Annotated in this window: 29 protein-coding genes; 20 read left to right on the top strand and 9 right to left on the bottom strand. The window is 72.4% G+C overall.

The features are described from left to right. The first annotated feature begins 225 nt into the window (after positions 1-225). The 3 genes from ACPA54_RS12415 (at position 226) to ACPA54_RS12405 (ending at position 2772) form a co-directional block, all read left to right on the top strand. Positions 226-1002: an alpha/beta hydrolase gene (locus tag ACPA54_RS12415; RefSeq protein WP_423528916.1), complete on the top strand. Its 777-nt coding sequence runs from the start codon at positions 226-228 to the stop codon at positions 1000-1002. Between the two features lie 154 nt (positions 1003-1156). Next, positions 1157-1417 carry a MoaD/ThiS family protein gene (locus ACPA54_RS12410; protein WP_423528914.1) on the top strand — a complete coding sequence of 87 codons (261 nt, stop codon included), beginning with the start codon at positions 1157-1159 and terminating at the stop codon, positions 1415-1417. Beyond that, positions 1414-2772, top strand: coding sequence for a hypothetical protein (locus tag ACPA54_RS12405; RefSeq protein WP_423528912.1), 1359 nt, complete (start codon positions 1414-1416; stop codon positions 2770-2772). The genes ACPA54_RS12410 and ACPA54_RS12405 overlap by 4 nt, the downstream gene beginning before the upstream one ends. 70 nt (positions 2773-2842) lie before the next feature. Here ACPA54_RS12405 and tnpB read toward each other — a convergent pair whose 3' ends face one another. Next, positions 2843-4297, bottom strand: a complete 1455-nt coding sequence (gene tnpB, locus ACPA54_RS12400) for an IS607 family element RNA-guided endonuclease TnpB (protein WP_423528910.1) — start codon at positions 4295-4297, stop codon at positions 2843-2845. Further along, entirely contained in the window at positions 4297-4428 is a 132-nt protein-coding gene (locus ACPA54_RS12395; RefSeq protein ID WP_423528908.1) for a hypothetical protein, read from the bottom strand. The genes tnpB and ACPA54_RS12395 overlap by 1 nt, the downstream gene beginning before the upstream one ends. 342 nt (positions 4429-4770) lie before the next feature. Between ACPA54_RS12395 and ACPA54_RS12390 the strand changes: the two genes are divergently transcribed. The 7 genes from ACPA54_RS12390 (at position 4771) to ACPA54_RS12360 (ending at position 8936) form a co-directional block, all read left to right on the top strand. Next, positions 4771-5397 (top strand): sigma-70 family RNA polymerase sigma factor, encoded by a 627-nt coding sequence (locus ACPA54_RS12390; RefSeq protein WP_423528907.1) that lies wholly within the window; start codon positions 4771-4773, stop codon positions 5395-5397. Then, entirely contained in the window at positions 5394-6509 is a 1116-nt protein-coding gene (locus ACPA54_RS12385; RefSeq protein WP_423528905.1) for an anti-sigma factor family protein, read from the top strand. The genes ACPA54_RS12390 and ACPA54_RS12385 overlap by 4 nt, the downstream gene beginning before the upstream one ends. Positions 6510-6611: 102 nt before the next feature. Then, a complete protein-coding gene (locus tag ACPA54_RS12380; protein WP_423529021.1) occupies positions 6612-6692 on the top strand; it encodes an Ms5788A family Cys-rich leader peptide in 81 nt (26 codons plus the stop codon). 276 nt (positions 6693-6968) lie between these two features. After that, complete coding sequence (locus ACPA54_RS12375) at positions 6969-7808, top strand: sulfurtransferase (protein ID WP_423528903.1); 840 nt, start codon at positions 6969-6971, stop codon at positions 7806-7808. 36 nt (positions 7809-7844) lie between these two features. Beyond that, the gene (locus tag ACPA54_RS12370) at positions 7845-8135 is read left to right on the top strand and encodes a DUF1416 domain-containing protein (protein ID WP_345677167.1); all 291 of its coding nucleotides are present in this window, start codon (positions 7845-7847) and stop codon (positions 8133-8135) included. 259 nt (positions 8136-8394) lie between these two features. Next, positions 8395-8718, top strand: coding sequence for a DMT family transporter (locus ACPA54_RS12365; RefSeq protein ID WP_345677166.1), 324 nt, complete (start codon positions 8395-8397; stop codon positions 8716-8718). Next, positions 8715-8936, top strand: a complete 222-nt coding sequence (locus tag ACPA54_RS12360) for a DUF3099 domain-containing protein (RefSeq protein ID WP_423529019.1) — start codon at positions 8715-8717, stop codon at positions 8934-8936. The genes ACPA54_RS12365 and ACPA54_RS12360 overlap by 4 nt, the downstream gene beginning before the upstream one ends. 55 nt (positions 8937-8991) lie before the next feature. Here ACPA54_RS12360 and ACPA54_RS12355 read toward each other — a convergent pair whose 3' ends face one another. Further along, on the bottom strand, positions 8992-9354 hold the full coding sequence (locus ACPA54_RS12355; protein ID WP_423528901.1) for a DsrE family protein: 363 nt from the start codon (positions 9352-9354) through the stop codon (positions 8992-8994). Positions 9355-9698: 344 nt separating this feature from the next. Here ACPA54_RS12355 and ACPA54_RS12350 point away from each other — a divergent pair, with 344 nt between their 5' ends. Next, on the top strand, positions 9699-10211 hold the full coding sequence (locus ACPA54_RS12350; RefSeq protein ID WP_345677163.1) for a heme-binding beta-barrel domain-containing protein: 513 nt from the start codon (positions 9699-9701) through the stop codon (positions 10209-10211). A gap of 40 nt (positions 10212-10251) precedes the next feature. On the opposite strand, the gene ACPA54_RS12345 is transcribed toward ACPA54_RS12350, so the two are convergent. Then, complete coding sequence (locus ACPA54_RS12345) at positions 10252-11439, bottom strand: LCP family protein (protein WP_423528899.1); 1188 nt, start codon at positions 11437-11439, stop codon at positions 10252-10254. A 75-nt stretch (positions 11440-11514) separates the two neighbouring features. Between ACPA54_RS12345 and ACPA54_RS12340 the strand changes: the two genes are divergently transcribed. Both ACPA54_RS12340 and ygfZ read left to right on the top strand, forming a co-directional pair. Beyond that, positions 11515-11991 (top strand): Fur family transcriptional regulator, encoded by a 477-nt coding sequence (locus ACPA54_RS12340; protein ID WP_423528897.1) that lies wholly within the window; start codon positions 11515-11517, stop codon positions 11989-11991. A 10-nt stretch (positions 11992-12001) separates the two neighbouring features. Next, on the top strand, positions 12002-12967 hold the full coding sequence (gene ygfZ / locus ACPA54_RS12335; RefSeq protein WP_423528895.1) for a CAF17-like 4Fe-4S cluster assembly/insertion protein YgfZ: 966 nt from the start codon (positions 12002-12004) through the stop codon (positions 12965-12967). A 39-nt stretch (positions 12968-13006) separates the two neighbouring features. Here the strand turns inward: ygfZ and ACPA54_RS12330 are convergent, their stop codons facing one another. Continuing rightward, positions 13007-13195 carry a hypothetical protein gene (locus ACPA54_RS12330; RefSeq protein WP_423528893.1) on the bottom strand — a complete coding sequence of 63 codons (189 nt, stop codon included), beginning with the start codon at positions 13193-13195 and terminating at the stop codon, positions 13007-13009. Between the two features lie 123 nt (positions 13196-13318). Continuing rightward, positions 13319-13744, bottom strand: a complete 426-nt coding sequence (gene dtd, locus ACPA54_RS12325; protein WP_423528891.1) for a D-aminoacyl-tRNA deacylase — start codon at positions 13742-13744, stop codon at positions 13319-13321. 113 nt (positions 13745-13857) lie between these two features. Here dtd and ACPA54_RS12320 point away from each other — a divergent pair, with 113 nt between their 5' ends. The 3 genes from ACPA54_RS12320 to ACPA54_RS12310 all read left to right on the top strand — a co-directional run bounded on the left by ACPA54_RS12320 (position 13858) and on the right by ACPA54_RS12310 (position 16632). After that, positions 13858-14412: an RsiG family protein gene (locus ACPA54_RS12320; RefSeq protein WP_423528890.1), complete on the top strand. Its 555-nt coding sequence runs from the start codon at positions 13858-13860 to the stop codon at positions 14410-14412. Positions 14413-14517: 105 nt separating this feature from the next. Further along, positions 14518-15552: an asparaginase gene (locus tag ACPA54_RS12315; RefSeq protein ID WP_423528888.1), complete on the top strand. Its 1035-nt coding sequence runs from the start codon at positions 14518-14520 to the stop codon at positions 15550-15552. A gap of 66 nt (positions 15553-15618) precedes the next feature. After that, a complete protein-coding gene (locus ACPA54_RS12310; protein WP_423528886.1) occupies positions 15619-16632 on the top strand; it encodes a DUF2804 domain-containing protein in 1014 nt (337 codons plus the stop codon). A 42-nt stretch (positions 16633-16674) separates the two neighbouring features. Here the strand turns inward: ACPA54_RS12310 and ACPA54_RS12305 are convergent, their stop codons facing one another. After that, positions 16675-17142, bottom strand: a complete 468-nt coding sequence (locus tag ACPA54_RS12305) for a DUF6228 family protein (RefSeq protein ID WP_423528884.1) — start codon at positions 17140-17142, stop codon at positions 16675-16677. A gap of 119 nt (positions 17143-17261) precedes the next feature. Here ACPA54_RS12305 and ACPA54_RS12300 point away from each other — a divergent pair, with 119 nt between their 5' ends. The 3 genes from ACPA54_RS12300 to ACPA54_RS12290 all read left to right on the top strand — a co-directional run bounded on the left by ACPA54_RS12300 (position 17262) and on the right by ACPA54_RS12290 (position 18771). Beyond that, complete coding sequence (locus tag ACPA54_RS12300; protein ID WP_423528882.1) at positions 17262-17663, top strand: helix-turn-helix domain-containing protein; 402 nt, start codon at positions 17262-17264, stop codon at positions 17661-17663. A 9-nt stretch (positions 17664-17672) separates the two neighbouring features. Further along, positions 17673-18287: a hypothetical protein gene (locus tag ACPA54_RS12295; RefSeq protein WP_423528880.1), complete on the top strand. Its 615-nt coding sequence runs from the start codon at positions 17673-17675 to the stop codon at positions 18285-18287. Positions 18288-18456: 169 nt separating this feature from the next. Further along, positions 18457-18771, top strand: coding sequence for a DUF2516 family protein (locus tag ACPA54_RS12290; protein WP_345677212.1), 315 nt, complete (start codon positions 18457-18459; stop codon positions 18769-18771). A gap of 150 nt (positions 18772-18921) precedes the next feature. Here ACPA54_RS12290 and ACPA54_RS12285 read toward each other — a convergent pair whose 3' ends face one another. Both ACPA54_RS12285 and ACPA54_RS12280 read right to left on the bottom strand, forming a co-directional pair. Then, positions 18922-20391, bottom strand: a complete 1470-nt coding sequence (locus ACPA54_RS12285) for a C40 family peptidase (RefSeq protein WP_423528878.1) — start codon at positions 20389-20391, stop codon at positions 18922-18924. A 289-nt stretch (positions 20392-20680) separates the two neighbouring features. Next, positions 20681-21514 carry a class I SAM-dependent methyltransferase gene (locus ACPA54_RS12280; RefSeq protein WP_423528877.1) on the bottom strand — a complete coding sequence of 278 codons (834 nt, stop codon included), beginning with the start codon at positions 21512-21514 and terminating at the stop codon, positions 20681-20683. A gap of 368 nt (positions 21515-21882) precedes the next feature. Here ACPA54_RS12280 and mshA point away from each other — a divergent pair, with 368 nt between their 5' ends. Beyond that, positions 21883-23217: a D-inositol-3-phosphate glycosyltransferase gene (gene mshA / locus ACPA54_RS12275; protein ID WP_423528876.1), complete on the top strand. Its 1335-nt coding sequence runs from the start codon at positions 21883-21885 to the stop codon at positions 23215-23217. The last annotated feature ends 107 nt before the right edge of the window (positions 23218-23324 follow it).

The raw sequence follows: 23324 nt of genomic DNA, 5'->3' as shown, positions 1-23324 counted from the left end.
GTTCCGCACCGCATGACACCTCCACGAAAACACGAAAGGACCCGGGGCGTCGTCGCCCGGATCCTCATGTCGGGTCCGCTGGGGGTGGTGATAGCCGGTCCGGAGACATCAGGTCGGCACCTTCCAGCCCGGCCGGGCGAACCGGCCGTTTCCACCCCAGTGGACTCGCGAGTCAGGATAGCCGACATGGCATGGCTTTCCGATGGAGAAGGCGAACGTCCCGTAATGCGGACGGACGCGACCACAGATTCCGGGGTACCCGGTCACGATGTGCTGATCAGTGCGGACGGCGTCCGCATCTCGGCCGTCCACCATCCGGACGCGGCCCGCGGTCTGTGTTTCGTGGTGGCGCACGGATTCACCGGATCGTGGCGCCGTCCCAAGGTCGCCGCCGTCATGGCCGGGCTGCACCGGCACGGCGGCGTGGTCGGTTTCGACTTCCGCGGCCACGGCGCGTCGGGCGGCGCCAGCACCGTGGGCGACCGCGAGGTCCTCGACCTGGACGCCGCCGTGGCCTGGGCGCGCCGGCTCGGCTACCGGCGCCTCGCGACGATGGGCTTCTCGATGGGCGGCTCGGTCGTGGTGCGGCATGCGGCGCTGTACGGGGGAGTCGACGCGGTGGTCGCGGTCAGCGCGCCGTCGCGCTGGTACTACCGGGGGACGCCGCCGATGCGGCGGCTGCACGCGGCCATCGACCACCCGGTCGGCCGCTTCGTCATCCGGACGGCCCTGCACACGCGCGTGTCGGCGCGCCGCTGGAGTCCGATCCCGGCGGCGCCCAAGGATGTCGCGGCCCGGCTGTCGCCGATTCCCCTGCTGGTGGTGCACGGGGACAGCGACACCTACTTCCCGATCGACCACCCCCACCAGCTGTATGCGGCGGCCCGCGAACCCAAGGAACTGTGGATCGAACCGGGGCTCGGGCACGCGGAGAACGCCGTAGGGCCGGAATTGGTCGAACGGATGGCGCGGTGGGTGGGGGAGCACGTGGCCGAGAGGTGAGGCGGCCGCGGTATTTCGGCCGTCGCATGCTGGTTCCCGAGGTGCCGGTCGGGTGCGGACAGCGGCTCCGCGGGCGGGATGATGGGGCACTCTTGGGGGACTCTTGTGGGCCGCTGTCGTTGAAACAGTGGTTCTGTCGAAGGAAGTAGGCGCGATGGCGGTCGGCACGATGCGGTACTGGGCCGCGGCCAAGGATGCCGCGGGCACGGCCGAAGAGCCGTACGACGCGGCGACGCTCGCCGACGCGTTGCGCGCGGCGGGGGAGCGGCACGGCGACTCCCCGCGCTTCGCACCGCTGGTGCGCACGTGCTCGTTCGTCGTGGACGGCCACCCGGTCGGCAAGCGCGACCACGCCGCGGTGGCCTTGACCGAGGGCGGAACCGTCGAGGTCCTGCCGCCCTTCGCCGGCGGATGAGCACGCCGCCGCAGCAGGGGCCGGGCTACGGGGAGTGGACGCCGGGCGCCTCATATGACTCCTATGACGAGTACGCGGGTGGGGGCGAGTACGCGGCCGGGCCCGGGCAACCGGTGACGCCGGAGTACGCGGCCGGGCCGGGGCAACCGGTGACGCCGGAGTACGCGGCCGGGCCGGGGCAACCGGTGACGCCGGAGTACGCGGACCCCGGAGCGCCGGGGGGCATTCCCGCACAGCAGGCCTACGGATACGAGGCGCCGTACTACGCCGGTGAGCCGGCCGCCGGGCCGGACTACGGCGCGTCGTACGGCTATGCGCCCGAGCCGACGCCGATCGGCGTCGGCGACGGATCGCCGTACGGAGACGCGGCTTCGTATGCCGCCGACCCGGGCGTCGCCGACTACGGATACCCGCCGTCGGCGGACTGGTCCGAGCAGCCCACCGCGTGGCCGGAGCAGGACGCGTGGGATGCCGGCAGGCACCCGGGCGGTGCCGACCCGGCCTGGGACGACGTCGATGCCGCCGCGCTGCCGATTCCGGCGCCCTCTCCGCCTCCGGAGGCCGAGAGCCTGCCCAAGCAGGAGAAGCCGAGCCTGCGGGACCTGGTGCCGATCTGGCATCCGCCGGGGTTGGTTCCGGCGGCGTTGACCGGCGGCGTGGCCGCGCTGCTCGCGGTCACCGCCCTGGCCGGTGGACCGGTGGCGGTGGGCGGCGTCTTCCTGCTGCAACTGCTCACCGCCGCGGGATGGTTCCGCCTGCACGGCATGTGGCCGGCGCGGCAGGGCATCGCGATCGGCGTGCTCGCGGGCATCGCGGCGGATGCCGCGGTGTTGGCGGGCGGCGATCACGCGGTGCGGGTGCTGCCGGGGGTGCTGGCCGGCGTGCTCGCGTTGGCGCTGGTGCAGCAGTTGGTACGGCGCGACGGACGGCCCGAGTTGTTGCCCGCGTTGACGGTTACGGCGTCGGCGGGGCTGCTGGCCGCGCTGGACGTGCTGTATGTGGTCGCCGCGGACCTGGAAGGACCGGGCGTGCGCGACGGGGCCGCGGTTGTGGTCGCGGTGGCGGCGGTCGCGGTCGCCGTGCTTGCGGCGGCGCTGCCGGTGCCCGGGGTCGTGGGGCATGGGCTGGGTTTGGCGTTGGCGGCCGGGGTGGGGGTTGTCGGCGGCTCGGCGGTGGGGCTGGGCAGTTCGGCGGTGGTGCTGGGGGCCGGCGCCGGGTTGTTGGGGCTGATGGGGCGGCGGGTCGCCGGGTACGACCATCCGTCGCGGTTCGTGCACATGACCGCGGGGGTGGCGTTGCCGTTGGCTTTGGCGGCGCCGACGGCGTACTTGCTCGGCCGCGTGGTCATCGGCTGATCCTTACCGTTGCGTGGAGCTTCGGTAGCTCTCGGCATTCCGGTTCTTTCGACCTGGAAGGTCCGTCGCATCACCAAAGCGTGTGGGCTTCGGTTTGAGTACGGTCTCTCGTTTCCGTCTGCCGCGGCTGCGGCAGGGTTGCGCCGCCTGCCCGCCTCGTCCCGGCCGCGTGGCCGGGTCGGGTGGCGCGGGTCTTGTGGTCGGCTCCACGAGGTTTCGGCGCCGCGGGGGCGGTGCCCTGGTCTCCGGCCACTCCGGTACCAGTTACTGCGGTTGCCGCGAGTGCGGCGAGGTTGCGCGCGGCGTTGTCGTCCCGATCTCGCACCAGGCCGCACACGTCGCATGTGTATGTCCGGATGTGCAGCGGCAGCTTGGCTTTCACCGCGCCGCACCCGGAACAGGTCTTGGAGGAGGGGTACCAGCGGTCGGCGACCACCAGGCGGGTGCCGTTCCGCAGGCGGGTCTTGTACGTGAGTTGGCGGCGGATCTCCCCGAATCCGGCATCCGCGACGCGGCGGGACAGGCGCCGGTTGCGGAGCATCCCGGCGACGTTGAGGTCTTCGACCACGATCGTGCCGTACTCGCGGGCCACCGCGGTGGTGAGCTTGTGCAGGGCGTCCTCGCGCAGGTTCGCCACCCGATGGTGGACCCGGTTGCGGGCCGCGTTCGCTTTCTCCCAGCGTTTCGAGGGCTTCTGCCCGGTGCGGCGGTCGGGGCCTTGGCGGCGGGAGACGGTGCGGGACCTGCGGCGCAACTGCTTCAGCGCGGTGTCCAGGTGCTGTGGATTGGCCACCTGCCGGACGTCCCCGGCGCTGTCGGCCATGACCGCGAGGGTCTTCACGCCCAGGTCGATGCCCACTGCCGTGTCCGGGCGCTCGACCCGCGCGAAGTCCCGCTTGACCTCGACCTGGAACGAGGCGAACCAGCGTCCTCGCTCGTGCCGGACGGTCGCCGACAGGATCCGGGCCGTCCCGGACCGGATCCGCGCGAGGAGTTTGACCGTGGGCTCGTGGGCGCGGATCGTGCCCAAGCGGGGCAGGGTGACGTGCCGGCCGTCCTCGTCGATGCGGACGACGCCGGTGGTGAACCGGCACGACAGACGCGCCTTCCGCTTCGTTTTCAAACGGGGCATGCCCACCGCCCGGCCACGGCGCCTGCCCTGCTTCGACTTCGCGTAGTTGTCGAACGCGGCCGCGGCGTTCGCCAGGCCGGTGTTGTACGCCTCCTTGGAATTCTCCTGCCACCAGGACGCGAACAGCGGGTCGGTGTGCTTGGCGGCGTTGAACGCCTTCCGCAACGACGGAAGCGACCACGGCCGCCACCCGGTCAACTTGTCCTCGGGAATGCCGTAGGTCGCCTCCGCGCGGCGCTGCCACCACGACGCGGCCACCCACCCCACAGCCCAGTTGTACGCCGTCCTGGCAGCACCGCAATGCGAACGCAACGCCCGCTCCTGGGCCGCGTTCGGATCCAACGCGAACCGATACGCCTGCACCACAAACCCGGGCTGAGGACGGAACTTCATCACCCGGCGCCCCCGCAGGTCGCTTCGATGGCGCTGCCGGCGTCGACGATCGCGCCCCGCTTGGCATCGACGAGCAACTCCGATGCAAGGAGCAGTAGTTCTGTCAAGCCTTCGTGCCGCATGCTTCGCATGGACAGGACGCTAGGACCAGATCGCAACCCTGGGCAACCGGATGGGTACAGAAAGACACCTTCGAATGGATAATCGATCCCGCGGCCGCGGCCTTTCGGCACCGAAGCTTTCGGGTGCAGGATCGTGGGCCGGCACGGTATGCCTCGAAGCGCGTACCACCCACCCGTAGCGCTTCACAAGACCAGTACAACAACGGGGGAAGCCAAGATTCACTGGCGAATCACGCAGCACTGCTAGCTCCCCCGACAAGATCCCGGCAAGATGCCCTCATGTCGTGGAGACGCCGTCGGGAACGCCCGAACTCCGCTGAACCGCCGCCGGGTTCCGCACGTGCCGACGGTATGAGCGGTGAACCGGTCCTCGCCCTCCCGTCCTCGGGCGTACTCGCGCCCGAGGGCGCCGCAGCCCTGCCCGGGAACACACCCGACGACCCCGCCTTCCGCCACCTCTCCACCGCCGACGAAGCCGTCATCCGCGCGCTCTACATGGAGCACGCCGGACCGCTGCTCGGCTACGTCCTCCGCCTCAACGGCGGCGACCGCCCGTGGGCCGAGGACATCGTCCAGGAAACCCTGCTGCGGGCCTGGCGCCACCCCGAGGCGCTCGACCCGGCGCGCGGCCCGGTCCGCGGCTGGCTCTGCACCGTGGCGCGCAATCTCGTCATCGACGGCGGACGCGCCCGCCGGGCCCGGCCTCCGGAGACCGGCGACGGGCCGCTCGCCGCGGTCGCCGACCTGCGCGCGGAGGACGAGTTCGACCGCGCCCTGCTGTCCTGGGAAGTCGCCGAGGCGCTCGGCGCGTTGAGTCCGGAGCACCGTGCGGTGCTGATCGAGACGTACTACCGCGGCCGCTCCGTCGCGGAGGCCGCCAAGGTGCTCGGGGTGCCCGCGGGCACCGTCAAATCGCGTACGTACTATGCGCTTCGCGCGCTGCGCGTCGCCCTGGAAGAACGGGGGCTGGTGCCGTGACCGGCAACGACGAGCCGCACGCTTTCCCGCCGAGGCCCGCGGAACCGCCGCGGCGCCCCGAACCGGCGACGCTCGAACCGGCGGACACCACAGGCGCCACGGACATCCTGGGCACCGCCGCCGCCCCGTCCGACGCCGCCCCCGAGCCGCCGGAGACCGCAGCCGTCCCCGCGACGACCGCCGCCGCCCCGGCCAAGCCGACGACGCCCGCGCCCGGCGCCCCGAAGGAGACGGAGCCCGCACCCGTCCCCGCCAAGCCCGCCGCCGCGCCGGCCGGGCCGGCGGAGCCCGCCCCCGCCGAGTCCGAGCCTGCGTTCCCGCCCGCCACTCCCACCCCCGACCAGCAGATCTGCGGCGCTCTCCGCCTGGACCTCGGCGCCTACGTCCTCGGCACCCTCGACGAGACCGAGACCCGCTGGGTGCGCTCGCACGTCGCCGTCTGCCCTGAATGCCGCGCCGAGTACGACGAACTCGCCGTCCTCCCGGCCTTCCTGGCCCGCCTCACGCCCGCCGAGGCGGAAGCCACCGGCACGTCGCTCACCACCCCGCCCGAGCGGGTCTTCGCGGACGCCGCCGAGAAGCTGCACCGCGACCGCCGCACCCGGACGGTCCTGCTCGCCGCCGCCGCGGCCTGCGCCGTGCTGTTCGGCACGCTCGGCTGGGTGCTCGGCAGCAACGACGACACCAAGTCCGCCGCCGCGCCGCCGCCTTCGAGCACGTCCAGTGCCAAGCCCGCGCCGCCCGCCCCGTCCGCGGCCCCGGCCGGCGAGCAGCGGGTGTCCGCGAACAGCCCGTCCGGCACCGCGGTGACCGTCGCCTACCGCCCGGTCGACTGGGGCACCGCGATCGACATGAACCTCAAGGGCGTCGCGCCCGGCACGCGCTGCCAGTTGGACGTCTACGGCACCCGCAACCGCAACGAGACCGCGTCGTCGTGGATCGTGCCGCCCGGCGGCTACGACGCCCCGGCCGGAGTGTCGGTCCCGGGCGGGACGAGCATCCCGCCGGCTGAGATCACCCGGTTCGTGATCTCCGTAGTCGGCCAGGAACGCGTACTCATCGCCGCAACCCCTACTCCCACACCGCAACAAAACGCGACAAACAACCCCTGACTCGGGCCGGAAATCGGCCACCATCTCGACATTCGGGCATTTGCGTCTCGAAATATGGAACGGGCATGACAGTCGCGGTCATACCTCCCTACGATCGGTGGCGTGAAGCGACAGGCAGACCTCACCAAGCGGCGCGCAGTGGACCTGTGCCGCACGGCCACCTGCCTGTGTTGCCCGCGCTGACGCGCACCCGGGAGCACAGGTCGGCCGCACCCTCGATGTGACCGTACCGACCGTGATCCGCGGCCGAGCGCCCTCCCGCGGCATGCATCCGCATGCCTGCCGGGAAACCGCGCCGCCGTGCACCGGACGACCCCCGCCGCACCCGACCGGGCCCCGAGCCCGCATTCCGGCGGACCCGCGCGTCGCCACAGCGCCCCCCGAACTTTTCCCTGCCCGTGCAGAGCCCCTTGGGCCTGCCGCCTCCGTGCGGCTGCGCCCACACACCGGAGGTACACAATGAGCCGCTCCGACGTACTCGTCGACGCCGCCTGGGTCGAGGCCAACCTCGACAACCCGAAGGTCGTCCTGGTCGAGGTCGACGAGGACACCGCCGCGTACGAGAAGAACCACATCCGCGGCGCGGTCCGCATCGACTGGCGTTCGGACCTGCAGGACCCGGTCAAGCGCGACTTCGTCGACCAGGAGGCGTTCTCGGCGCTGCTGTCGGCCAAGGGCATCGCGAACGACGACACCGTCGTCCTCTACGGCGGCAACAACAACTGGTTCGCGTCCTACGCGTACTGGTACTTCAAGCTGTACGGCCACGGCGACGTCAAGCTCCTCGACGGCGGCCGCAAGAAGTGGGAGCTGGACTCCCGCGAGCTGGTCGTCGAGGTGCCGGAGCGCGCCGCGACGAACTACGCCGCCAAGCCGCAGGACACCTCGATCCGCGCCTGGCGCGACGACGTCCTCGCCGCGATCGGCACGACCAACCTGGTCGACGTCCGTTCGCCCGACGAGTTCTCCGGCAAGCTGCTCGCCCCGGCGCACCTGCCGCAGGAGCAGTCGCAGAAGGCCGGCCACGTCCCGACCGCGAAGAACATCCCGTGGTCGAAGGCCGCCAACGACGACGGCACGTTCAAGTCGAACGAGGAGCTGACCGTCCTCTACTCCGGCGAAGGCGTCGACCTGTCCAAGGACACCATCGCCTACTGCCGTATCGGCGAGCGTTCGGCCCACACGTGGTTCGTGCTGCACGAGCTGCTCGAGCAGGGCAACGTCCGCAACTACGACGGTTCCTGGACCGAGTACGGCGCGCTCGTCGGCGTGCCGATCGAGCTGGGCTCCGGCAAGTAAGCGCTTCAGCGCAGCAATCGGCAAGGGAGCAAAGAGATGTGCGGCGCTAAGGCCGGCGGGCCGGATCTGGCAGGAGTAGACGTGGCGAACGAGACGATCATCCAGGGTTCCGTGACCAAGGGCGGGCAGCCGATCAACGGCTACGTCCGTCTCCTGGACGCGGGCGGCGACTTCACGGCGGAGGTTCCGACGTCGGCGACCGGGCAGTTCCGGTTCTTCGCGGCGCCGGGCAACTGGACCGTGCGCGCGCTCGTCCCGGGTGCGACGGTCGACCGTTCGGTCGTCGCCACCAAGGGCGACGTCGCCGAGGTCGAGATCGCGGTCTGACCGAGGCTTTTCACGCGGCACGACCGCACAGCGCGGGTCTCCTTCGGACGTACACCCACGGGCATCCGAATGCGGCGGTCGTGTCGGACGCCGGGCGGCGTCCCTCCCATCCGGGAGGGGCGCCGCCCGGCGCGTTTCCGGACCCCGGGTGCGCGTGGCAGGGCCGTGCGTCGGGCAAGATCGGCGTTGTGACAAACCCATCGTCGGCAGAAACGATTCCGGTGCCGGAGCGCGGCGGACTGCGAAGGAGGGGCCGCTGATGGCCTGGCTGCTCGTCATCATCGCGGGCTTCCTGGAGACCGGGTTCGCGCTGCTGCTCAAGGCCAGCCACGGGTTCACCCGGTTCTGGCCGACGGTCGGGTTCGCGGCGTGCGCGATCAGCAGCTTCGGGCTCCTCACGCTGTCCCTGAAGACCCTCGATGTGGGCCCGGCCTACGCGGTGTGGACCGGCATCGGTGCGGCGGGCACCGCGATCATGGGCATCTGGCTGTACGACGAGCCCGGTTCGGTCCTGAAGCTGGTCTCCATCGGGCTCATCCTGGCGGGCGTGGTGGGGCTCAACCTGTCCGGCATCAGCCACTGACGCCGCGGACGTACCGTGGAAGCGTGCGTACGCGCAAGAAGCTCTACTTCGCGCTCATGGGGACGTGCCTGACGCTGTTCGTGCTCTCCTGGGCGGCGATCCGCTTCGTCTCGGTGCCCGCGGCGGTGGCGATGAGCGTGGTCGCGATGGTCATTCCCCCGGTCGCGGCGATCGTGGCCAACCGCCGCGGGCCGGGGGACAAGTGGTGGGACGAATAACGGGGCGGGTCCGGAGCGGCGCCCGGCGGACGAGCGCCGCACGGAGGCGAGTGCCTCAGTAGACGAGCGCCTGTGCGCCGTCCGCGAGCGACTCGTGCACGAAGACCTGCGCGCCGGCGATCCGGACCCCCGGGATCACGTCGTCGCCGGTGATGTTGCGGCGTGCCGCGCACTGCGAGCACAGCGTGACCCGGCCGCCGGCCAGCACGGCATCGAGGAGGTCGGGCAGCGGGGCCGCCTCCGGGAGGTTGAACTCGGCGGCGCGGCCCGGCAGGGCGAACCACGCCGACTCGCCGGCCAGCCACAGCGAGACGTCGACGCCGCCCGCCACCGCGACGGCCGCGACGTTGAACGCCTGGGAGCAGCGCTCGGGCGCGTCGAGGCCCGCCGTCACCTTCACCACGAGAGATCGCTTCATCCGGATCACGGTAGCGGCGTGCGGCGCGGCGGCTTTGCGCCGTTCGCCGCGCGGCAACGTGTCGTACGGCACCCTGACCGCGTCCGGAGTGGGTCCCGGCCGTACACTGATGCCGATTTGGCCCGGCACGCGGCTACGCGCGGCAGTTCCGCACGAGCCGACGAGCCACGAGTCCGCGCGAGGAGCACCACGTGCACGTCTTCTTCATCACGCTGCTGGTCCTGGTCGGCATCCTGGTCGCCTGGTTCGCCGCCCTGACCGTCGCGAAGCTCTACAAGGGCCAGAGCTGACGGGTTGCCGGTAGGCTCGGGGCTGCCCGAAGTCCCCGTACCAGGCCGGATGACATGATCGAAATTCCGGACGACATGCACCCCGACGTCGTCCCGCTCGCGTTCCTGCTCGGCACGTGGGAAGGCGCCGGTGTCGGCGACTACCCGACGATCGACGCGTTCCGCTTCGGCCAGCAGGTGACTTTCACGCAGGACGGCAGGCCGTTCCTGGCGTACACCTCGCGGACCTGGCTCCTGGACGACGACGGGAACCGGGTGCGTCCGCTGGCGACCGAGACGGGCTACTGGAAGTCCAAGCTCGACGGCAGCGTCGAGGTCACCCTCGCGCACCCGACCGGCATCGTGGAGATCTGGCTGGGCGAGACCGACAACGGGCGGGTGGAGATCCGCACCGACGTGGTCGCGCGCACGGTCGACGCCAAGGAGTACACCGCGGGGCACCGCCTCTACGGCCTGGTCAAGGGCGAACTCATGTACGCCTACGACATGGCCGCGATGGGGCAGCCGCTCCAGGCGCACGTCTCCGCGCAGTTGAAGAAGGTCGACACGGAGATCGCCGCCGACTAGGGCGCCCGCGCCGCGTTCCCGCGGCGGGGACGCACGGCGGTCAGCGGATCATCGACGGCTCCGGCAGCTCCGCGTTGGGGTAGCGCCGCAGGTAGATGTCCATGCTGTCGTCGCGCAGGTTGTCCCACAGGAACTTGCTCTGCTCCGGGGCCAGGATCGCCGCATCCTGGCCCTGGATCGTTTTGAGTTCGGACACCGGCGCGGTCAGGAACTTCACGTCGTCGCCGTGCACCCGGCGCAGGCTCCACGCCAGGTCGCGCAGGTCGCCGTTGGACATGCGGTCGTCGACGCTGACCGCCGCGGTGAGCGCGTCGAGCAGGTCGGGCAGCCCCAGCGGGTCGCGCAGGGTGCCTTTGGACAACAGCTTCTCCATCACGGCGCGCATGAAGTTCTGCTGGCGCTGTACGCGGTCGAGGTCGCCGCGGGGGAGGCCCTTGCGTTCGCGGACGTACATCAGGGCGTCCTCGCCGTTCATGTGGTGCTTCCCGGCGGTCCAGCCGCGGGCTTCGCCTTCCTGCGGGATGTCCTGGGCGATCTCGACGTCCACGCCGCCGAGGGCGTCGGTCAGGCGTTTGAAGCCTTCCCAGTCGATCGCGGCGAAGTGGTCGACGCGGATCGCGGTCAGCGTCTGCATGGTGTCGATGAGCATCGGGGGGCCGCCCCACGAGAACGCCGCGTTGATCTTCGCGTCGCCGCGGCCGGGGACGGTGACCCACGCGTCGCGCGGGATCGACACGACGTACACCTGCTCCCGGTCGGCCGAGATGTGCAGGAGCATCGTGGCGTCGCTGCGTTGCGCGCCTTCCTGCCACAGCGGGCCCTTGGCGTCACGGCCGGTGGTGGGCATGTCGGAGCGCGCGTCGAGGCCGACGAGGACGAAGTTCGTGCCCTTGCCGCGCGGCGGCTGGTCGGCGGTGACCGGGAAGGCGTTCTCGATCCGGTCCACCCGGCCCGCGTAGTGGTCGATGAACCACCACACGCCGACGGCGGCGAGCAGGACGAGCGACAGCATCATCACGAGCATCGACACGAGGACGGTGCGGACGCGGCGGCGCCGCCGCCGTTTGCGCCGGGCCGGGTCGGAGTCGGGAGTCTCCGGCGCGGCGTCCGGGTCCGCCTCGGGGTCCGCCGCGGGACCCGCTTCGCTGTCCGGGTCCGCGGGGATCTCGAGGATCCGCAGCCCGGCGTCGTCCGGTATGTCCCCCACCCGGGACTCGTCGTCGTCCACGAGGGGCATTGTGACGCCGCGGGGTCGCTCGCACGTGCGAATCCGCCAAGTCCGCGGATTGCCTAGAATTCAACGGTGACCACGGACTGGACGCAGGAGCTGCGGCAAAAGGGCTATCGGCTGACGCCGCAGCGCCAGCTCGTCCTGGAAGCGGTGACCGCCCTGGGGCACGCCACCCCGGACGAGATCCTCACCGAGATCCGCAAGACCGCGAGCGGCATCAACATTTCCACCGTGTACCGCACGCTGGAACTCCTCGAGCACCTCGAGCTGGTCAAGCACACCCACCTGGGGCACGGCGCGCCGACCTACCACCCGGCGGGCCGCAGCGACCACCTCCACCTGGTGTGCCGCGACTGCGAAGCGGTCACCGAAGTCGAACTCGGCCTCGCCGAGCCGCTCGCGCACACCGTGGAAGCGCGGTTCGGCTTCGACATCGACCTCCGGCACTTCGCGATCTTCGGCCGCTGCGCGTCGTGCACGAAGGCGCGCGGCTCGGGTGCGGCGGGCGCCGGGTCGCCCGCGCCGCCGCCCGCTGCGCCCGGTGCTTAAGCTGGACGGCATGGCCGTCACGAGTCCCGCCGTCAGCCCGCTGCTCTCCCTCCCCGGCGCGGTCGCCGCCGAGGCGCCCGACGAGGGCGTCGCCGCGCATTACGGCGACCCGCTGCGCGAACAACGCCGCCTCGCGAACGGCCAAGGCTTCGTCGACCTGTCGCACCGCGGCGTGGTCCGCGTCTCCGGCCCCGACCGGCTGTCCTGGCTGCACTCGCTGACCACCCAGCACCTCACCGAACTCCCGCCCGGACAGGCCACCGTCACGCTCGTGCTGAGCCCGCACGGGCACATCGAGCACGCGATGTACGTGGTGGACGACGGCGAAGCGCTGTGGGCGCACGTCGAACCGGGCACCGCGCCCGCGCTGGTCGCGTTCCTCGACCGCATGCGGTTCCTGCTGCGCGTCGAGGTCGAGGACCTGACCGACGCGTACGCGGTCGTCTACGAGCCGGTCCCCGAGCCGCCCGCCGACTCTGCCCTCCCGGCCCGCGTCACCGACACCGGCCGCGAGCTGTTCCTGCCCCGCGAGCGTCTCGCCGCCTACGGCGCCGAGCACGCCGACCCGGCGGGCGTGTGGGCCTACGAGGCACTGCGGATCGAGGCGCACCGCCCGCGCGTCGGCAACGAGACCGACCACCGCACGATCGTCCACGAACTCGGGTGGATTCCCTCGGCCGTGCACCTCGACAAGGGCTGCTACCGGGGGCAGGAGACGGTCGCGCGCGTGCAGAACCTCGGCCGCCCGCCGCGCCGCCTGGTGTTCCTTCACCTGGACGGCACCGAGGAGAAGCTGCCCGCGACCGGGGCGCCGGTCGAACTCGACGGCCGGCAGATCGGTTTCGTGACCAGCGCGGCACGCCACCACGAACTCGGCACCGTCGCGCTCGCGCTGGTGAAGCGGAACACGCCGGTCGACGCGGTGCTGTCCGCGGACGGCGTGCCCGCGTCGCAGGACGTGATCGTCCCGGCGTGATCCGGTCGGCGGCGCTCGCGGGCGCCGCCGTTCGCACCGTCAGGGCAGCCGACGGTTGCGCATGTTGCGGATCCGGCGCCGCTGCCCGCGGTCGAGTGTCAGCCACGCCACGACCGGGATCCCGATCAGCGCGCCGAACACGAACCACGCCAGCCAGCCCGGGATGATCCACAACGCGATGATCGCCAGGACGACCCCGGTGGCGATGTACGGGCCGCGATTGGACATGTCGAACCCCCTCGGAAAGGCCTTCGCCCTGCCATTGTCCGCCGTCGGCGGGGTTGCTCAAGGGGGATATCCCCCCAACCGGTGAACTCGCGGCGCCGCGGGTCCGCCGATCGGGGGTGGTGGTCAGATGTCCAGGACCAGGGTGATCGGCCCGTCGTTGACCAGCCCGACCTTCATGTCGGCGCCGAAGACGCCGGTCTCCACGTGTGCGCCGAGCGTGCGCAGTTCGGCGACGACCGCGTCGACCATCGGCTCGGCGACTTCGCCCGGTGCGGCGGCGTTCCAGGTGGGGCGGCGGCCCTTGGACGCGTTTCCGTAGAGCGTGAACTGGCTCACGACCAGGAGCGGGGCGCCGAGGTCGGAGCAGGACTTCTCGCCGTCGAGGATGCGCAGGCTCCACAGTTTCGCGGCGAGCCGCTTGGCGTGCTCGCGGGTGTCGTCGTGGGTGACGCCGACCAGGACGCAGAGGCCCGGGCCGAGGATCGACCCGACGACCTCGCCGCCGACCGTCACGGATGCTTCGGAGACACGCTGTACGACTGCTCGCATGCGCCCATTGTCCCGGGCCCGTCGCGCGGACGGACGGTTGGTCCCGACCCGTCCGGGGCCAATCGCCCGCGCGCGGCACGCGCGGGTCGGCGGGGCGTGGCACGATGCGTCTCATGGCAGACCCGCTGAAGCCTTCCGCACCGCGCTCCGAAGGCGTGCCGGCCGTGCCGTCGCCCGAGGCGGTGCGCGCGCTCGACCTCGCCACGGTGCGCACGCTGCGCCGCGAGGCGCAGCTGGAGGAGAGCGACCTGTCGTATCTGCGGCGGCTGCTCCAGGGGCGCATCGACATCCTGCGCGCCGAGTCGGCGCGCCGCCGTGACCCGGCGGCGGGCGGGCCGGCGCCGGTGATGGAGCAGTTGTCGGAAATCCTGTCCGAGACGCCCGCGCCCGCGCGCGGCGGCGCCCGGCACGTCACGGTGCATCCGCCGGGGACGTCGCGGTACCGGCAGCGCATCGAGCGGGTGCTGGCCGATGTCGCGTGGTCCGACCTGCCGGCGCTGGACGACGCCGGGCTGCTGGCCGCGCTGGACCGGCTGACGGGATACGAGCACGAGGTGTCGGCGCGCCGCCAGGAACTCCAGCGGGTGGCCGACCAATGCGGCGCGGAGATCGCGCGCAGGTACCGTGAAGGGGAGGCCAGGGTCGACGACCTGCTCTCCGGCCGCTGACCGGCGGTCCGGGCGGCGGGCGGCGGTGCCGGCCTCCGCGCCGCGGGCCGTGCGTCCGCGGGTGCGCCGACCGTGCCGATCTTGTCCCGGAGAGAGCGTCCGTCCATGACCGTTCCGCCGTCCCCAGGTTCCCCGGAGTCCGCGATAACCGCCGTGCACGCGGCGGCGTCGGGGCCCGGCGCGGACCGCGTCCCCAAGGACGCGCCGCCGGTGCTCGCCGAAGTGGTGCGTTCGGGGTTCGTCGAGGGGCGGCACCGCGGCGCGCTGGTGGCGCTGGACGCGGACGGGTCGGTGGCGTTCGCGCTCGGCGACGTGGACCGCCCGGTGTTCCCGCGCTCGTCGGCCAAGCCCGCGCAGGCCGTCGCGGCGCTGCGGGCCGGGGTCGAGCTGGACGGGGAGCTGCTGGCGCTGGCCGCGGCGAGCCATTCGGGCGAACCGTTCCACCTGGACGGCGTACGCAAGATCCTCGCCGCCGCGGGGCTGGACGCGGGTGCACTGCGTACACCGCCGCAGCTCCCGTTCGGCGAAGCCGCATGCGAGCAGTACCTGCGCGCGGGCGGGCAGCCCGATCCGCTGGTCATGAACTGCTCGGGCAAGCACGCCGCGTGGCTGGCCGCGTGCGTGGTCAACGGGTGGGACACGGACTCCTACCTCGACCCGGTGCATCCGCTCCAGCAACTGGTGCTGCGGACCGTCGAGGAGCTGGCCGACGAGCGGATCGCGCACCTGGGCGTGGACGGCTGCGGGGCGCCCGTCCCCGCGCTGAGCCTGACCGGGCTGGCCCGGCTGTACCGGGCGATCGCCGCGTCGTGCGCGGGCACGCCGCAGTCGCGGGTGGCCGCGGCGATGCGCGCACACCCGGAGTACGTGGCCGGGACCGGCCGCGTCGACACCCTCGTCATGCGCGGCATCCCCGGGGTCGTCGCCAAGATGGGCGCCGAAGCGGTCCAGGCCGTGGCCCTGCCGGACGGCCGCGCGCTGGCGTTCAAGGTCGACGACGGGTCGGTGCGCACTCTCGGCCCGATCCTCGCCGCGGCGCTGCGCCGGCTCGGCGTGGACGCGCCGGTGCTCGCCGAGCTTGCCGAACTCCCGCTGTACGGCGGCCCGCACCCGGTCGGTGCGGTCCGCGCGGCGTTCTGACCCGAGGGCCCGCCGGAGGCCGCGGAATCCGTTGACGCCGGGTGCGGCGCGGGGCAGGCTTCCGCCATGCCTGATCCGCGCAACCTCGTCGACGCCGGAACTCGCCACTACGGCCGCTTCGGCGCGCGGCCCGCGAACGTCAACCCGCTCGACGAATTCGGCGGCCTCACGCGCGTGCTGCGCGGCCTCCGGCTCAAGGAGTGGATCGGCTTCACGCTGCTGCATCCGGACTGGTACGCGTCGCTGATCATGCAGGACGCGCACTACCTGGCCAGCTCGGAGTTCTACGCCTACGACCGGGCCCGCGGCGCGCTGCACCAGCACGCGGCCAACGCGCGCGGCGGATCGCTCGGCCTGCCCGCGGACCTGCTCGGCGGCAGCCGGTGCGCATTCCGGCGCGGCGGCTACGCGCTCGCGTACGAGTTCGCCGAGGCGTCCGGCCGCCACCGGCTGCGCTTCGACATCGCGGCGACGGCCAAGGCCCCGGCGGTCTCCGGCGAACTGGAGCTCGACGCGGCGGCCGCGACGGCTCCGCTGTCGGTGAGTTCGCGGCTGCCGGGAGGCGGGCGGATGTACACCCACAAGGCGGTGTTCCCGGTCGAGGGCACGCTGCGGGTGGGCGATGCGGAAGTCGTCTTCGACGGGGAGCACGACCTGGCGATCCTCGACGAGCACAAGTCGCTGCTCCCGTACCGCACGTCGTGGCTGTGGGGGACCTTCGCGGCGCCCACCGCCGCGGGCGTGGTGGGTGCGAACTTCGCCGACCGTGCGGAAGTCCCCGGCGAGCAGGAGGAGTCCTGCATCTGGTCGCCGACGGCGGCCGAACCCCTCGCCGACATCGTCTTCACCCCGGAGTCCGACGACCCCGCCGCGCCGTGGCGGATCCGCTCCGCGGACGGCCGCCTGGACGTCCTGTTCGAACCCGAGGGCCGCAAGGTGGTCAGACACCAGCTCGGGATCCTGGCGATCGACTACTTCCAGGCGTTCGGCACGTACACCGGCACGCTCCGCACTGCGGGGGCGACGCACACGGTCAGTGGCGTCCACGGCGTCTGCGAGAGCATGCGCGCGAGGCTCTGACGGGTCGCGGCGGTCGCGGACGCGGGGTGCGGGGCCGGCGGCTCAGCCGCGCGGGCCGTCACCGTCCGGGGCGAGGAACCGGCCGATGTCGTCGGCCGCGGCGGACAGCTGCGCGCCCGCTTCCAGCCACGTCGTGGCCGACGCGCTCCAGGAGCCGTCCGCCGACCGCCAGGGCCGTACCGTCCAGGTGATGCCGACGTGGCCGCGGGACCGGAACACCGCGGTGAGCGCGAGATCCCGGTCCGCGGTCCGCCAGGTGCGCTCGCCCGTCCAGCCGCGGAAGTCGCCCGCGAGCGCGGCCAGGAACGCGCCGGGGTCACCCGACGCAGGCCACGCCACGATGTCGTCCAGCCGGGCGGCCAGGCCCGGCGCCCGCAGCTCGACGGCGTAATGGACGGGGTCGGGAACGAAGCCGGTCCGGTCCCGGAACCGCACCTCGACGAGCGGGTTGTCGCCGCAGCGAAGGGTGACGCCCGCGGCTTCGTCGGCGCCGGTCTCCTGGGAAGGCATGGGGCGACGCTAGGGCGACGGGCCCCTCTCCGTCATCTGCGTTCCCCGGCCGCGACACGTCGTACAGTTGCAAGCAACCTGCTTGCAAAAGTTAGCATCGGCGAGGCATGGTGGAGGGCATGGCCGGCCTGAATGTGGGATCGCTCGGCGAATACATCCGCGAGCAGCGGCGCAGTGCGCAGTACTCGCTGCGGCAGCTCGCGGACGCGGCGGGCGTGTCGAATCCGTACCTGAGCCAGATCGAGCGCGGGTTGCGGCGGCCGAGCGCGGAGATCCTCCAGCAGATCGCGAAGGCGCTGCGGATCTCCGCGGAGACGTTGTACGTGCAGGCCGGGATCCTCGAAGAGCGCTCCGAGGGCGTTCGCGAGGTGCAGACCGCGATACTCGCCGACTCGCACATCAGCGAGCGGCAGAAACGCGTGCTGCTGGAGATCTACGAGGCGTTCCGCAAAGAGAACGCCGTGGCGGACGTGCAGGCCGCCCACCCGAACGCGCAGGACGGCCTCGACCCCGAGGAGTGAGGAAACACCATGGCGATTGCCACGGACATCAGGAAGACCCTGGCGGACAGCACCCCCTTCCACGCGGTCGTCGGCGCGGGCGACCTCGCCGTCGAGAAGATCCGCGGGGTGCCCGAGCAGGTGGCGGGCATCGCCGCGAAGGCGCCGAAGCTCGACGTCGCGAAGCTGAAGGCCACCAAGATCGACGTGCCGAAGTTCGAGATGCCGAAGTTCGACGTGTCGGCGGTGCCGACCGACCCGAAGGTGATCCGCGAGAAGGTCGCGGGCACCGCGAACGACGTGCAGGACTTCGCCAAGACGCAGTACGGCAAGGCGCGCGTCCAGGTCGAGACCCAGTACGGCAAGGCCGGCGACTACGCCGAGCGACTCCGCGAGATCTACGCCGAACTCGCCGCCCGCGGCCAGAAGATCGTCGAGGAGCGTCTGGGCACCCAGGACGACACGGCCGCCGCGCCGCTGCCGGCCGTCGCGCAGCCGCCCGCGGCCACTGAACCCGCCACTGAACCCGCCACTGAGTCCGCCGCTGTGCCCGCCGCCGAGCCCGCGCCGAAGCCGGCCAAGCCGGCCGCCCGCAAGGCGCCCGCGAAGCGCCCCGCGAAGAAGACCCCGCCGCCGGCCGAGTGACCGCGGACGGGCGGCCGCGCATGGTCCCGTCCGGCGCGCCACCGTGCGAGACTGGCGGCACCGGGGGCGCGCGGGCGCCCTTCGGGTCCGGGACCGGGCCGTCCGGCCGGATCCGGAAGACGACGGTGGTGGAGGAGGAACGATGCCGGGTCAGGTTCTGGCCGGCGGGGTGCTGCTGAGCACGTTCGGGAACGTGGTCGCGTGGCTGTTCCTCGGCCTGCTCCTGTTCAAGGTCTTCTGCTTCGTCGACGCGGCGTTCCGGCGCGAGGACGCGTACCGGGCCGCGGACAAGCAGAAGAAGGTCTTCTGGCTGGTCATCCTGGGTGCCGCGGTCGCGTGGGACCTGCTGCTCGGCTCGCTGATCGGGGTGATCGCCGGGATCATCGCGGCGATCGTCTACATGGTCGACGTGCGTCCGGCGCTCAAGGAGGTCGGCAACGGCCGCCGCGGCGGCGGCCGGATGGGACCGTACGGCCCCTGGTGACCCGCCCGCGGCCCCGCCGTGGAGGAACACCGGGCGCGCAACGGAGCACGGGAAAAGGCCGGAACACCCCCCGAGGGTGCTCCGGCCTTTCGCGTGCGTCGATCCTAGGGGCTCCCCCCACCCGGCGCGGGAGCGCCGGGCGGACCGGGATCAGGTCGGGCCCGTGGACGTCGCCGTGGTGGTGGACTTCTCGCTCGCCCCGCTCTGCGTCGCGGTGCCGGTCGCGGGCGGCGTGGTGCCGGGCGCCGACGAGGTCCCGGACGGGGTGCCGGTGCCGCCGGGCGTGCCGGACCCGCTCGGGGTGCCGCTGCCGCTCGGGGTTCCGGACCCGCCGGGCGTACCCGTCCCGCCCGGCGTCTCGGTGCCGCCCGGGGTGCCGGTGCCGGTGCCGGGCGACGTGGTGCCGCCGCCAGGTGTGGTGGTTCCGCCGCCCGGGGTGTTGGTCGGGGTGTTCGTCGCGGGCGGGGTGCTCGGGTTGCCCGTGCCGGGGTTCGACGGCTTGGGCGCGTTGGGCATGTTCGGCACCGGCGGCGCCTGCACGGTGCCCGCGCCGCCGTCCGGCCGGACCACGCCGAGTATCGGCATCGAACCGGCCTGCGCGATGGTGACCCAGCGGCCCGGCCGCGGCGCGTGCACCATCAGGCCGTTGCCCAGGTACATCGCGATGTGGCTGGCGTCCGCGAAGTACACGATCAGGTCGCCGGGCCGCATGTCGGAGACCGGCACGCGCGGCAGCCGCGCCCACTGCTCCTGCGACGTCCGGGGAATCCGCAGGCCGGCGGACAGCCACGCCTGCGAGGTCAGACCCGAGCAGTCGTAGCCGGCCGGGCCGGTGCCGCCCCACACGTAGGGGATGCCGATCTTGCTCAGCGCGAACGAGATCGCCTGCTTCGCGGCGGGCGTGGTGAGCTGGTCGGGGCGGGTGAGTATGCCGTACTGCGTCAGCTGGGCGTTGTTGGTGTTGGCGATCTGGGCGTCCAACGCCTCCAGCGCGGCGAGCTGTTCGGGCGTCAGACCGGCGATGAGCTTCTCGGCCTCGGCGACCTTCGTCTCTATGTCCGTCTTGGCCCTTTGCGATTCCTCTTCGAGGCGCGCGCTCTCGGCGAGCTGCGCGTCCTCGCTCTTCTGCATGTTCTTGAGCTGCTGCTCCGCCTGCTTCTGCCGCCGGATGGTGTCTTCCTGCGACTGGCTGATGCGGGCGAACGTCGGGGCCTGCTGGAGGAATTGCTGCGGGTTCGAGGACAGCATCAGCGACATCAGCGGGTCGACGCCGCGCGTCGTGTACTGCAGACGGGCGATGCGGCCGATCTCGTCGCGGGATTCGGCGATCTGCTGCTGTGTCCAGACGATGCCCGCGCGGATGTCGTTGACCTTGACCTGCTGCGTGCCGCGTCGCTCGTTGCTCGCGTTGTAGCGCTCGGTGGCCTGCTCCGCTTGGCGGTACAGGTCCTGCAACTGCGTCTGCACGGTGGCCAGATTGAACGGCTCGAGCGGCTGCCGACCCGGGTCCGGGGCGGCGGCTGCCTGCCCGGCGAAGAGCACCGCGCACAGCAGTGCCACTCCCCCCGTGGTCGCGGCACGCCTCATGCGCCGCCGACGGCGGACCCCCGGTATCGCCATGCGCTGACCCTTCCGATCAGTCGGATGCGCTCGCGCCGCGCCTCTGTTCGGATTCCGAACGCGGTCGAACCGGTTCTCAAGAGGACGGAGGTGGCTCTTGAGAACCGGTTCCAGCGACGGATCCTTGCATGTTCCGGCGGGGAACGGCAGAGGAGTTTGCGTGATCGTCCGGATACTTTAAGGGGTGGCTCCGGTGAAATACGGATAAAACGCAGCCGGAAAATCCGTGTCGCGGCCGGATTTTGCCGGGTTACCCCGCAGTCCAGTGGCGCAGTGATGTGACGAACAGTCAGATCGGCAGGGGGGCTACGGCATCCCAGTCGAGTGTCACTTCGCCGCCGCGCGCCCGCGCCGGCGTGGTGCGCACCGGCCAGTCCGGCGCCAACGACCGTACCGCGGCGGCCCATCGCTGCCGCGCGCCCAGCGGGGCCAGCGGGGCGAAGGTGTCCCACGCGCGGTCGAACGCGGTGAGGAACGCGTGCACCGGCTCGCCCGGCACGTTGCGGTGGATGAGCGCCTTCGGCAGCCGTTCGGCCAGATCCGACGGACGGCCGAGCGTCGCCAGCCGCGCCGCGAGGGTGAGCGTGCGCGGCCGCGCGTCCGCGCCGACGGCCACCCACGTGGCCAGGCGCCCGAGTTCGTCGCAGGTGCCCTCGACGAGCACGCCGTCCGGCGCGAGCCGTGCGCACATCACCGACCAGGCCTGCGCGACGTCGCCCTCGCCGTATTGGCGCAGCACGTTGAACGCCCGGATCAGCACCGGCCTGCGGCCGCCCGGCAGCGGCACCTCGAACCCGCCGCGCACGAACGACAGCCCGGGGCCGGCGAACGGCAGCGCCGCCGCGACGCGTTCCGGATCGATCTCGATGCCGACCATGTCCACGTCGCCGCGCACGGCGGCGAGGCGGCGGCGGAACTCGACGGTGGTGACGGGGGAGGCGCCGTAGCCGAGGTCGACGACGAGCGGATCCGCGGCCGAACGGAGCAGCCCGGCGTACTCGGCGGCGACCCACCGGTCGATCCGGCGGAGCCGGTTGGCGTTGGTGGTGCCGCGGGTGACGACCCCCGTCGGCTTCGCCGTCGCGCGGGGGCCGTGTGCACTCCCGGCGCCGCGCTTGACCATGCGGGGAAGTCTAGGTCGTGGCCGGGCGCCGGGCCGGAAGCGGGCCGCCCGCGGACCGGCGTTCGAAGGGGCGGCAGAACTTAGCGCATATGTTCGATTGCCGAGCGTGTCCGACATCACGCATGGGGGGTGGGAATCGGCGGCAAGCACCTATCGGTTATCACTTGACTAGGGGTGTTGTCGTCCGAATTAACGGCAGCGCCCGGGAGGGGAACCGGATCGAGGTGCGCCCGCCGCCTGGCGGCCGGGTGCCGAACGGCGTGCCCGGCGCCGCGGACGGCGGGACCGGGAGCGGGCATGGGCACAGGCACAGGTATGCAGTCGCAGGCAGAGGAGGACCTGGTGGGCGAGCGAAGCGAGGCGCGCGGATGAGCCATCACGTGCCGCGGGCGGCCGCGCCCGGAGCGCGCAAGCACACGCTGGCCGGGCGTCGGGGGGCGCCGCGCCGGATCGCCACGTTGAGCGTGCACACCTCCCCGCTGCATCAGCCGGGCACCGGCGACGCGGGCGGCATGAACGTCTACATCGTCGAGATGTCCAAGCGCTTGGCCGCGCTCGGCGTCGAGGTGGAGATATTCACCCGCGCCACCGGGCGCGACCTGCCGCCCGTCGTGGAGATGGCGCCTGGCGTGCTGGTTCGGCACGTGACCGCGGGCCCGTTCGAGGGCCTGTCGAAGGAAGACCTGCCGGCGCAGCTGTGCGCGTTCACCTCCGGTGTGCTGCGTACCGAAGCCATGCGCGAGCCCGGCTACTACGACCTGGTGCATTCGCACTACTGGTTGTCCGGGCAGGTCGGTTGGCTCGCCAAGGAACGCTGGGGCGTCCCGCTCGTGCACAGCATGCACACCATGGCGAAGGTCAAGAACCTGTCACGCGCCGCGGACGACCCGCCCGAGCCGTCCGCCCGCGTCATCGGCGAAAGCCAGGTCGTCGAGGCGGCCGACCGGCTCGTCGCGAACACCGTCGAAGAGGCCGAGCAGCTCATCGGCTTGTACGACGCGGACCCGGAGCGGCTGGCCGTGGTCAACCCCGGGGTCGACCTCGACACGTTCCGGCCGGGCGACGCCGCCGAGGCCCGGCGCCGCGTCGGGGTGCCGGAGGACGCCACGGTGATCCTCTTCGCGGGCCGCATCCAGCCGCTCAAGGCGCCGGACGTCCTGCTGCACGCCACCGCGCACCTGCTGCGCGCCCACCCGTCGCTGCGCGAGAACCTCGTCGTCGCGGTCGTCGGCGGCCCCAGCGGCACCGGCCTCGCCGCGCCCGAGCACCTGCACAAGCTGGCCGCGTCGCTCGGCGTGCAGGACGTCGTGCGGTTCCGCCGCCCGGTGCCGCAGGACGTGCTCGCCGACTGGTACCGGGCCGCCTCGGTCGCGGTCGTGCCGTCCTACAACGAGTCCTTCGGCCTCGTCGCCATCGAGGCGCAGGCGTGCGGCACGCCCGTGGTCGCGGCGTCCGTCGGCGGCCTGCCCACCGCGGTCTGCGACGGCGTGTCCGGGATCCTCGTGGACGGCCACGACCCGGCGGACTACGCCGCCGCGCTCGGCACCCTGGCGCTCGCGCCGCGGCTGCGCGACCGGTACGCCGAGGGCGCGGTCCGGCACGCCGCCAACTTCGGCTGGGCGGCCGCCGCGGCTTCCATGGCCGACGTGTACGCGCAGACCGTCGCGGAAGCCGGACGCGTCCGGAGCCTCGCGGCACGCTAGGGCGTGAGACCACCGATCCGGCCCGCGGTACGCCAAGGCGTGTCCGGGGTGTCAAGATCCCCCGGACAAGCCCTAGCGTGGACAGCCCGACAACCGACCGACATCCG

Source organism: Uniformispora flossi (genome assembly GCF_049534875.1).
Lineage (GTDB): Bacteria > Actinomycetota > Actinomycetes > Streptomycetales > Streptomycetaceae > Yinghuangia > Yinghuangia aomiensis.
This window is presented reverse-complemented; position numbering and strand designations above follow the sequence as displayed.

Bases quoted from the DNA above. Each gene is read 5' to 3' on its own strand.
- ACPA54_RS12415 (WP_423528916.1), top strand. From the start codon at position 226: ATGCGGACGGACGCGACCACAGATTCCGGGGTACCCGGTCACGATGTG.
- ACPA54_RS12410 (WP_423528914.1), top strand. From the start codon at position 1,157: ATGGCGGTCGGCACGATGCGGTACTGGGCCGCGGCCAAGGATGCCGCG.
- ACPA54_RS12405 (WP_423528912.1), top strand. From the start codon at position 1,414: ATGAGCACGCCGCCGCAGCAGGGGCCGGGCTACGGGGAGTGGACGCCG.
- tnpB (WP_423528910.1), bottom strand. From the start codon at position 4,297: ATGAAGTTCCGTCCTCAGCCCGGGTTTGTGGTGCAGGCGTATCGGTTC.
- ACPA54_RS12395 (WP_423528908.1), bottom strand. From the start codon at position 4,428: ATGCGAAGCATGCGGCACGAAGGCTTGACAGAACTACTGCTCCTTGCA.
- ACPA54_RS12390 (WP_423528907.1), top strand. From the start codon at position 4,771: ATGAGCGGTGAACCGGTCCTCGCCCTCCCGTCCTCGGGCGTACTCGCG.
- ACPA54_RS12375 (WP_423528903.1), top strand. From the start codon at position 6,969: ATGAGCCGCTCCGACGTACTCGTCGACGCCGCCTGGGTCGAGGCCAAC.
- ACPA54_RS12370 (WP_345677167.1), top strand. From the start codon at position 7,845: ATGTGCGGCGCTAAGGCCGGCGGGCCGGATCTGGCAGGAGTAGACGTG.
- ACPA54_RS12365 (WP_345677166.1), top strand. From the start codon at position 8,395: ATGGCCTGGCTGCTCGTCATCATCGCGGGCTTCCTGGAGACCGGGTTC.
- ACPA54_RS12355 (WP_423528901.1), bottom strand. From the start codon at position 9,354: ATGAAGCGATCTCTCGTGGTGAAGGTGACGGCGGGCCTCGACGCGCCC.
- ACPA54_RS12350 (WP_345677163.1), top strand. From the start codon at position 9,699: ATGATCGAAATTCCGGACGACATGCACCCCGACGTCGTCCCGCTCGCG.
- ygfZ (WP_423528895.1), top strand. From the start codon at position 12,002: ATGGCCGTCACGAGTCCCGCCGTCAGCCCGCTGCTCTCCCTCCCCGGC.
- ACPA54_RS12330 (WP_423528893.1), bottom strand. From the start codon at position 13,195: ATGTCCAATCGCGGCCCGTACATCGCCACCGGGGTCGTCCTGGCGATC.
- dtd (WP_423528891.1), bottom strand. From the start codon at position 13,744: ATGCGAGCAGTCGTACAGCGTGTCTCCGAAGCATCCGTGACGGTCGGC.
- ACPA54_RS12320 (WP_423528890.1), top strand. From the start codon at position 13,858: ATGGCAGACCCGCTGAAGCCTTCCGCACCGCGCTCCGAAGGCGTGCCG.
- ACPA54_RS12315 (WP_423528888.1), top strand. From the start codon at position 14,518: ATGACCGTTCCGCCGTCCCCAGGTTCCCCGGAGTCCGCGATAACCGCC.
- ACPA54_RS12310 (WP_423528886.1), top strand. From the start codon at position 15,619: ATGCCTGATCCGCGCAACCTCGTCGACGCCGGAACTCGCCACTACGGC.
- ACPA54_RS12305 (WP_423528884.1), bottom strand. From the start codon at position 17,142: ATGCCTTCCCAGGAGACCGGCGCCGACGAAGCCGCGGGCGTCACCCTT.
- ACPA54_RS12300 (WP_423528882.1), top strand. From the start codon at position 17,262: ATGGCCGGCCTGAATGTGGGATCGCTCGGCGAATACATCCGCGAGCAG.
- ACPA54_RS12295 (WP_423528880.1), top strand. From the start codon at position 17,673: ATGGCGATTGCCACGGACATCAGGAAGACCCTGGCGGACAGCACCCCC.
- ACPA54_RS12285 (WP_423528878.1), bottom strand. From the start codon at position 20,391: ATGGCGATACCGGGGGTCCGCCGTCGGCGGCGCATGAGGCGTGCCGCG.
- ACPA54_RS12280 (WP_423528877.1), bottom strand. From the start codon at position 21,514: ATGGTCAAGCGCGGCGCCGGGAGTGCACACGGCCCCCGCGCGACGGCG.
- mshA (WP_423528876.1), top strand. From the start codon at position 21,883: ATGAGCCATCACGTGCCGCGGGCGGCCGCGCCCGGAGCGCGCAAGCAC.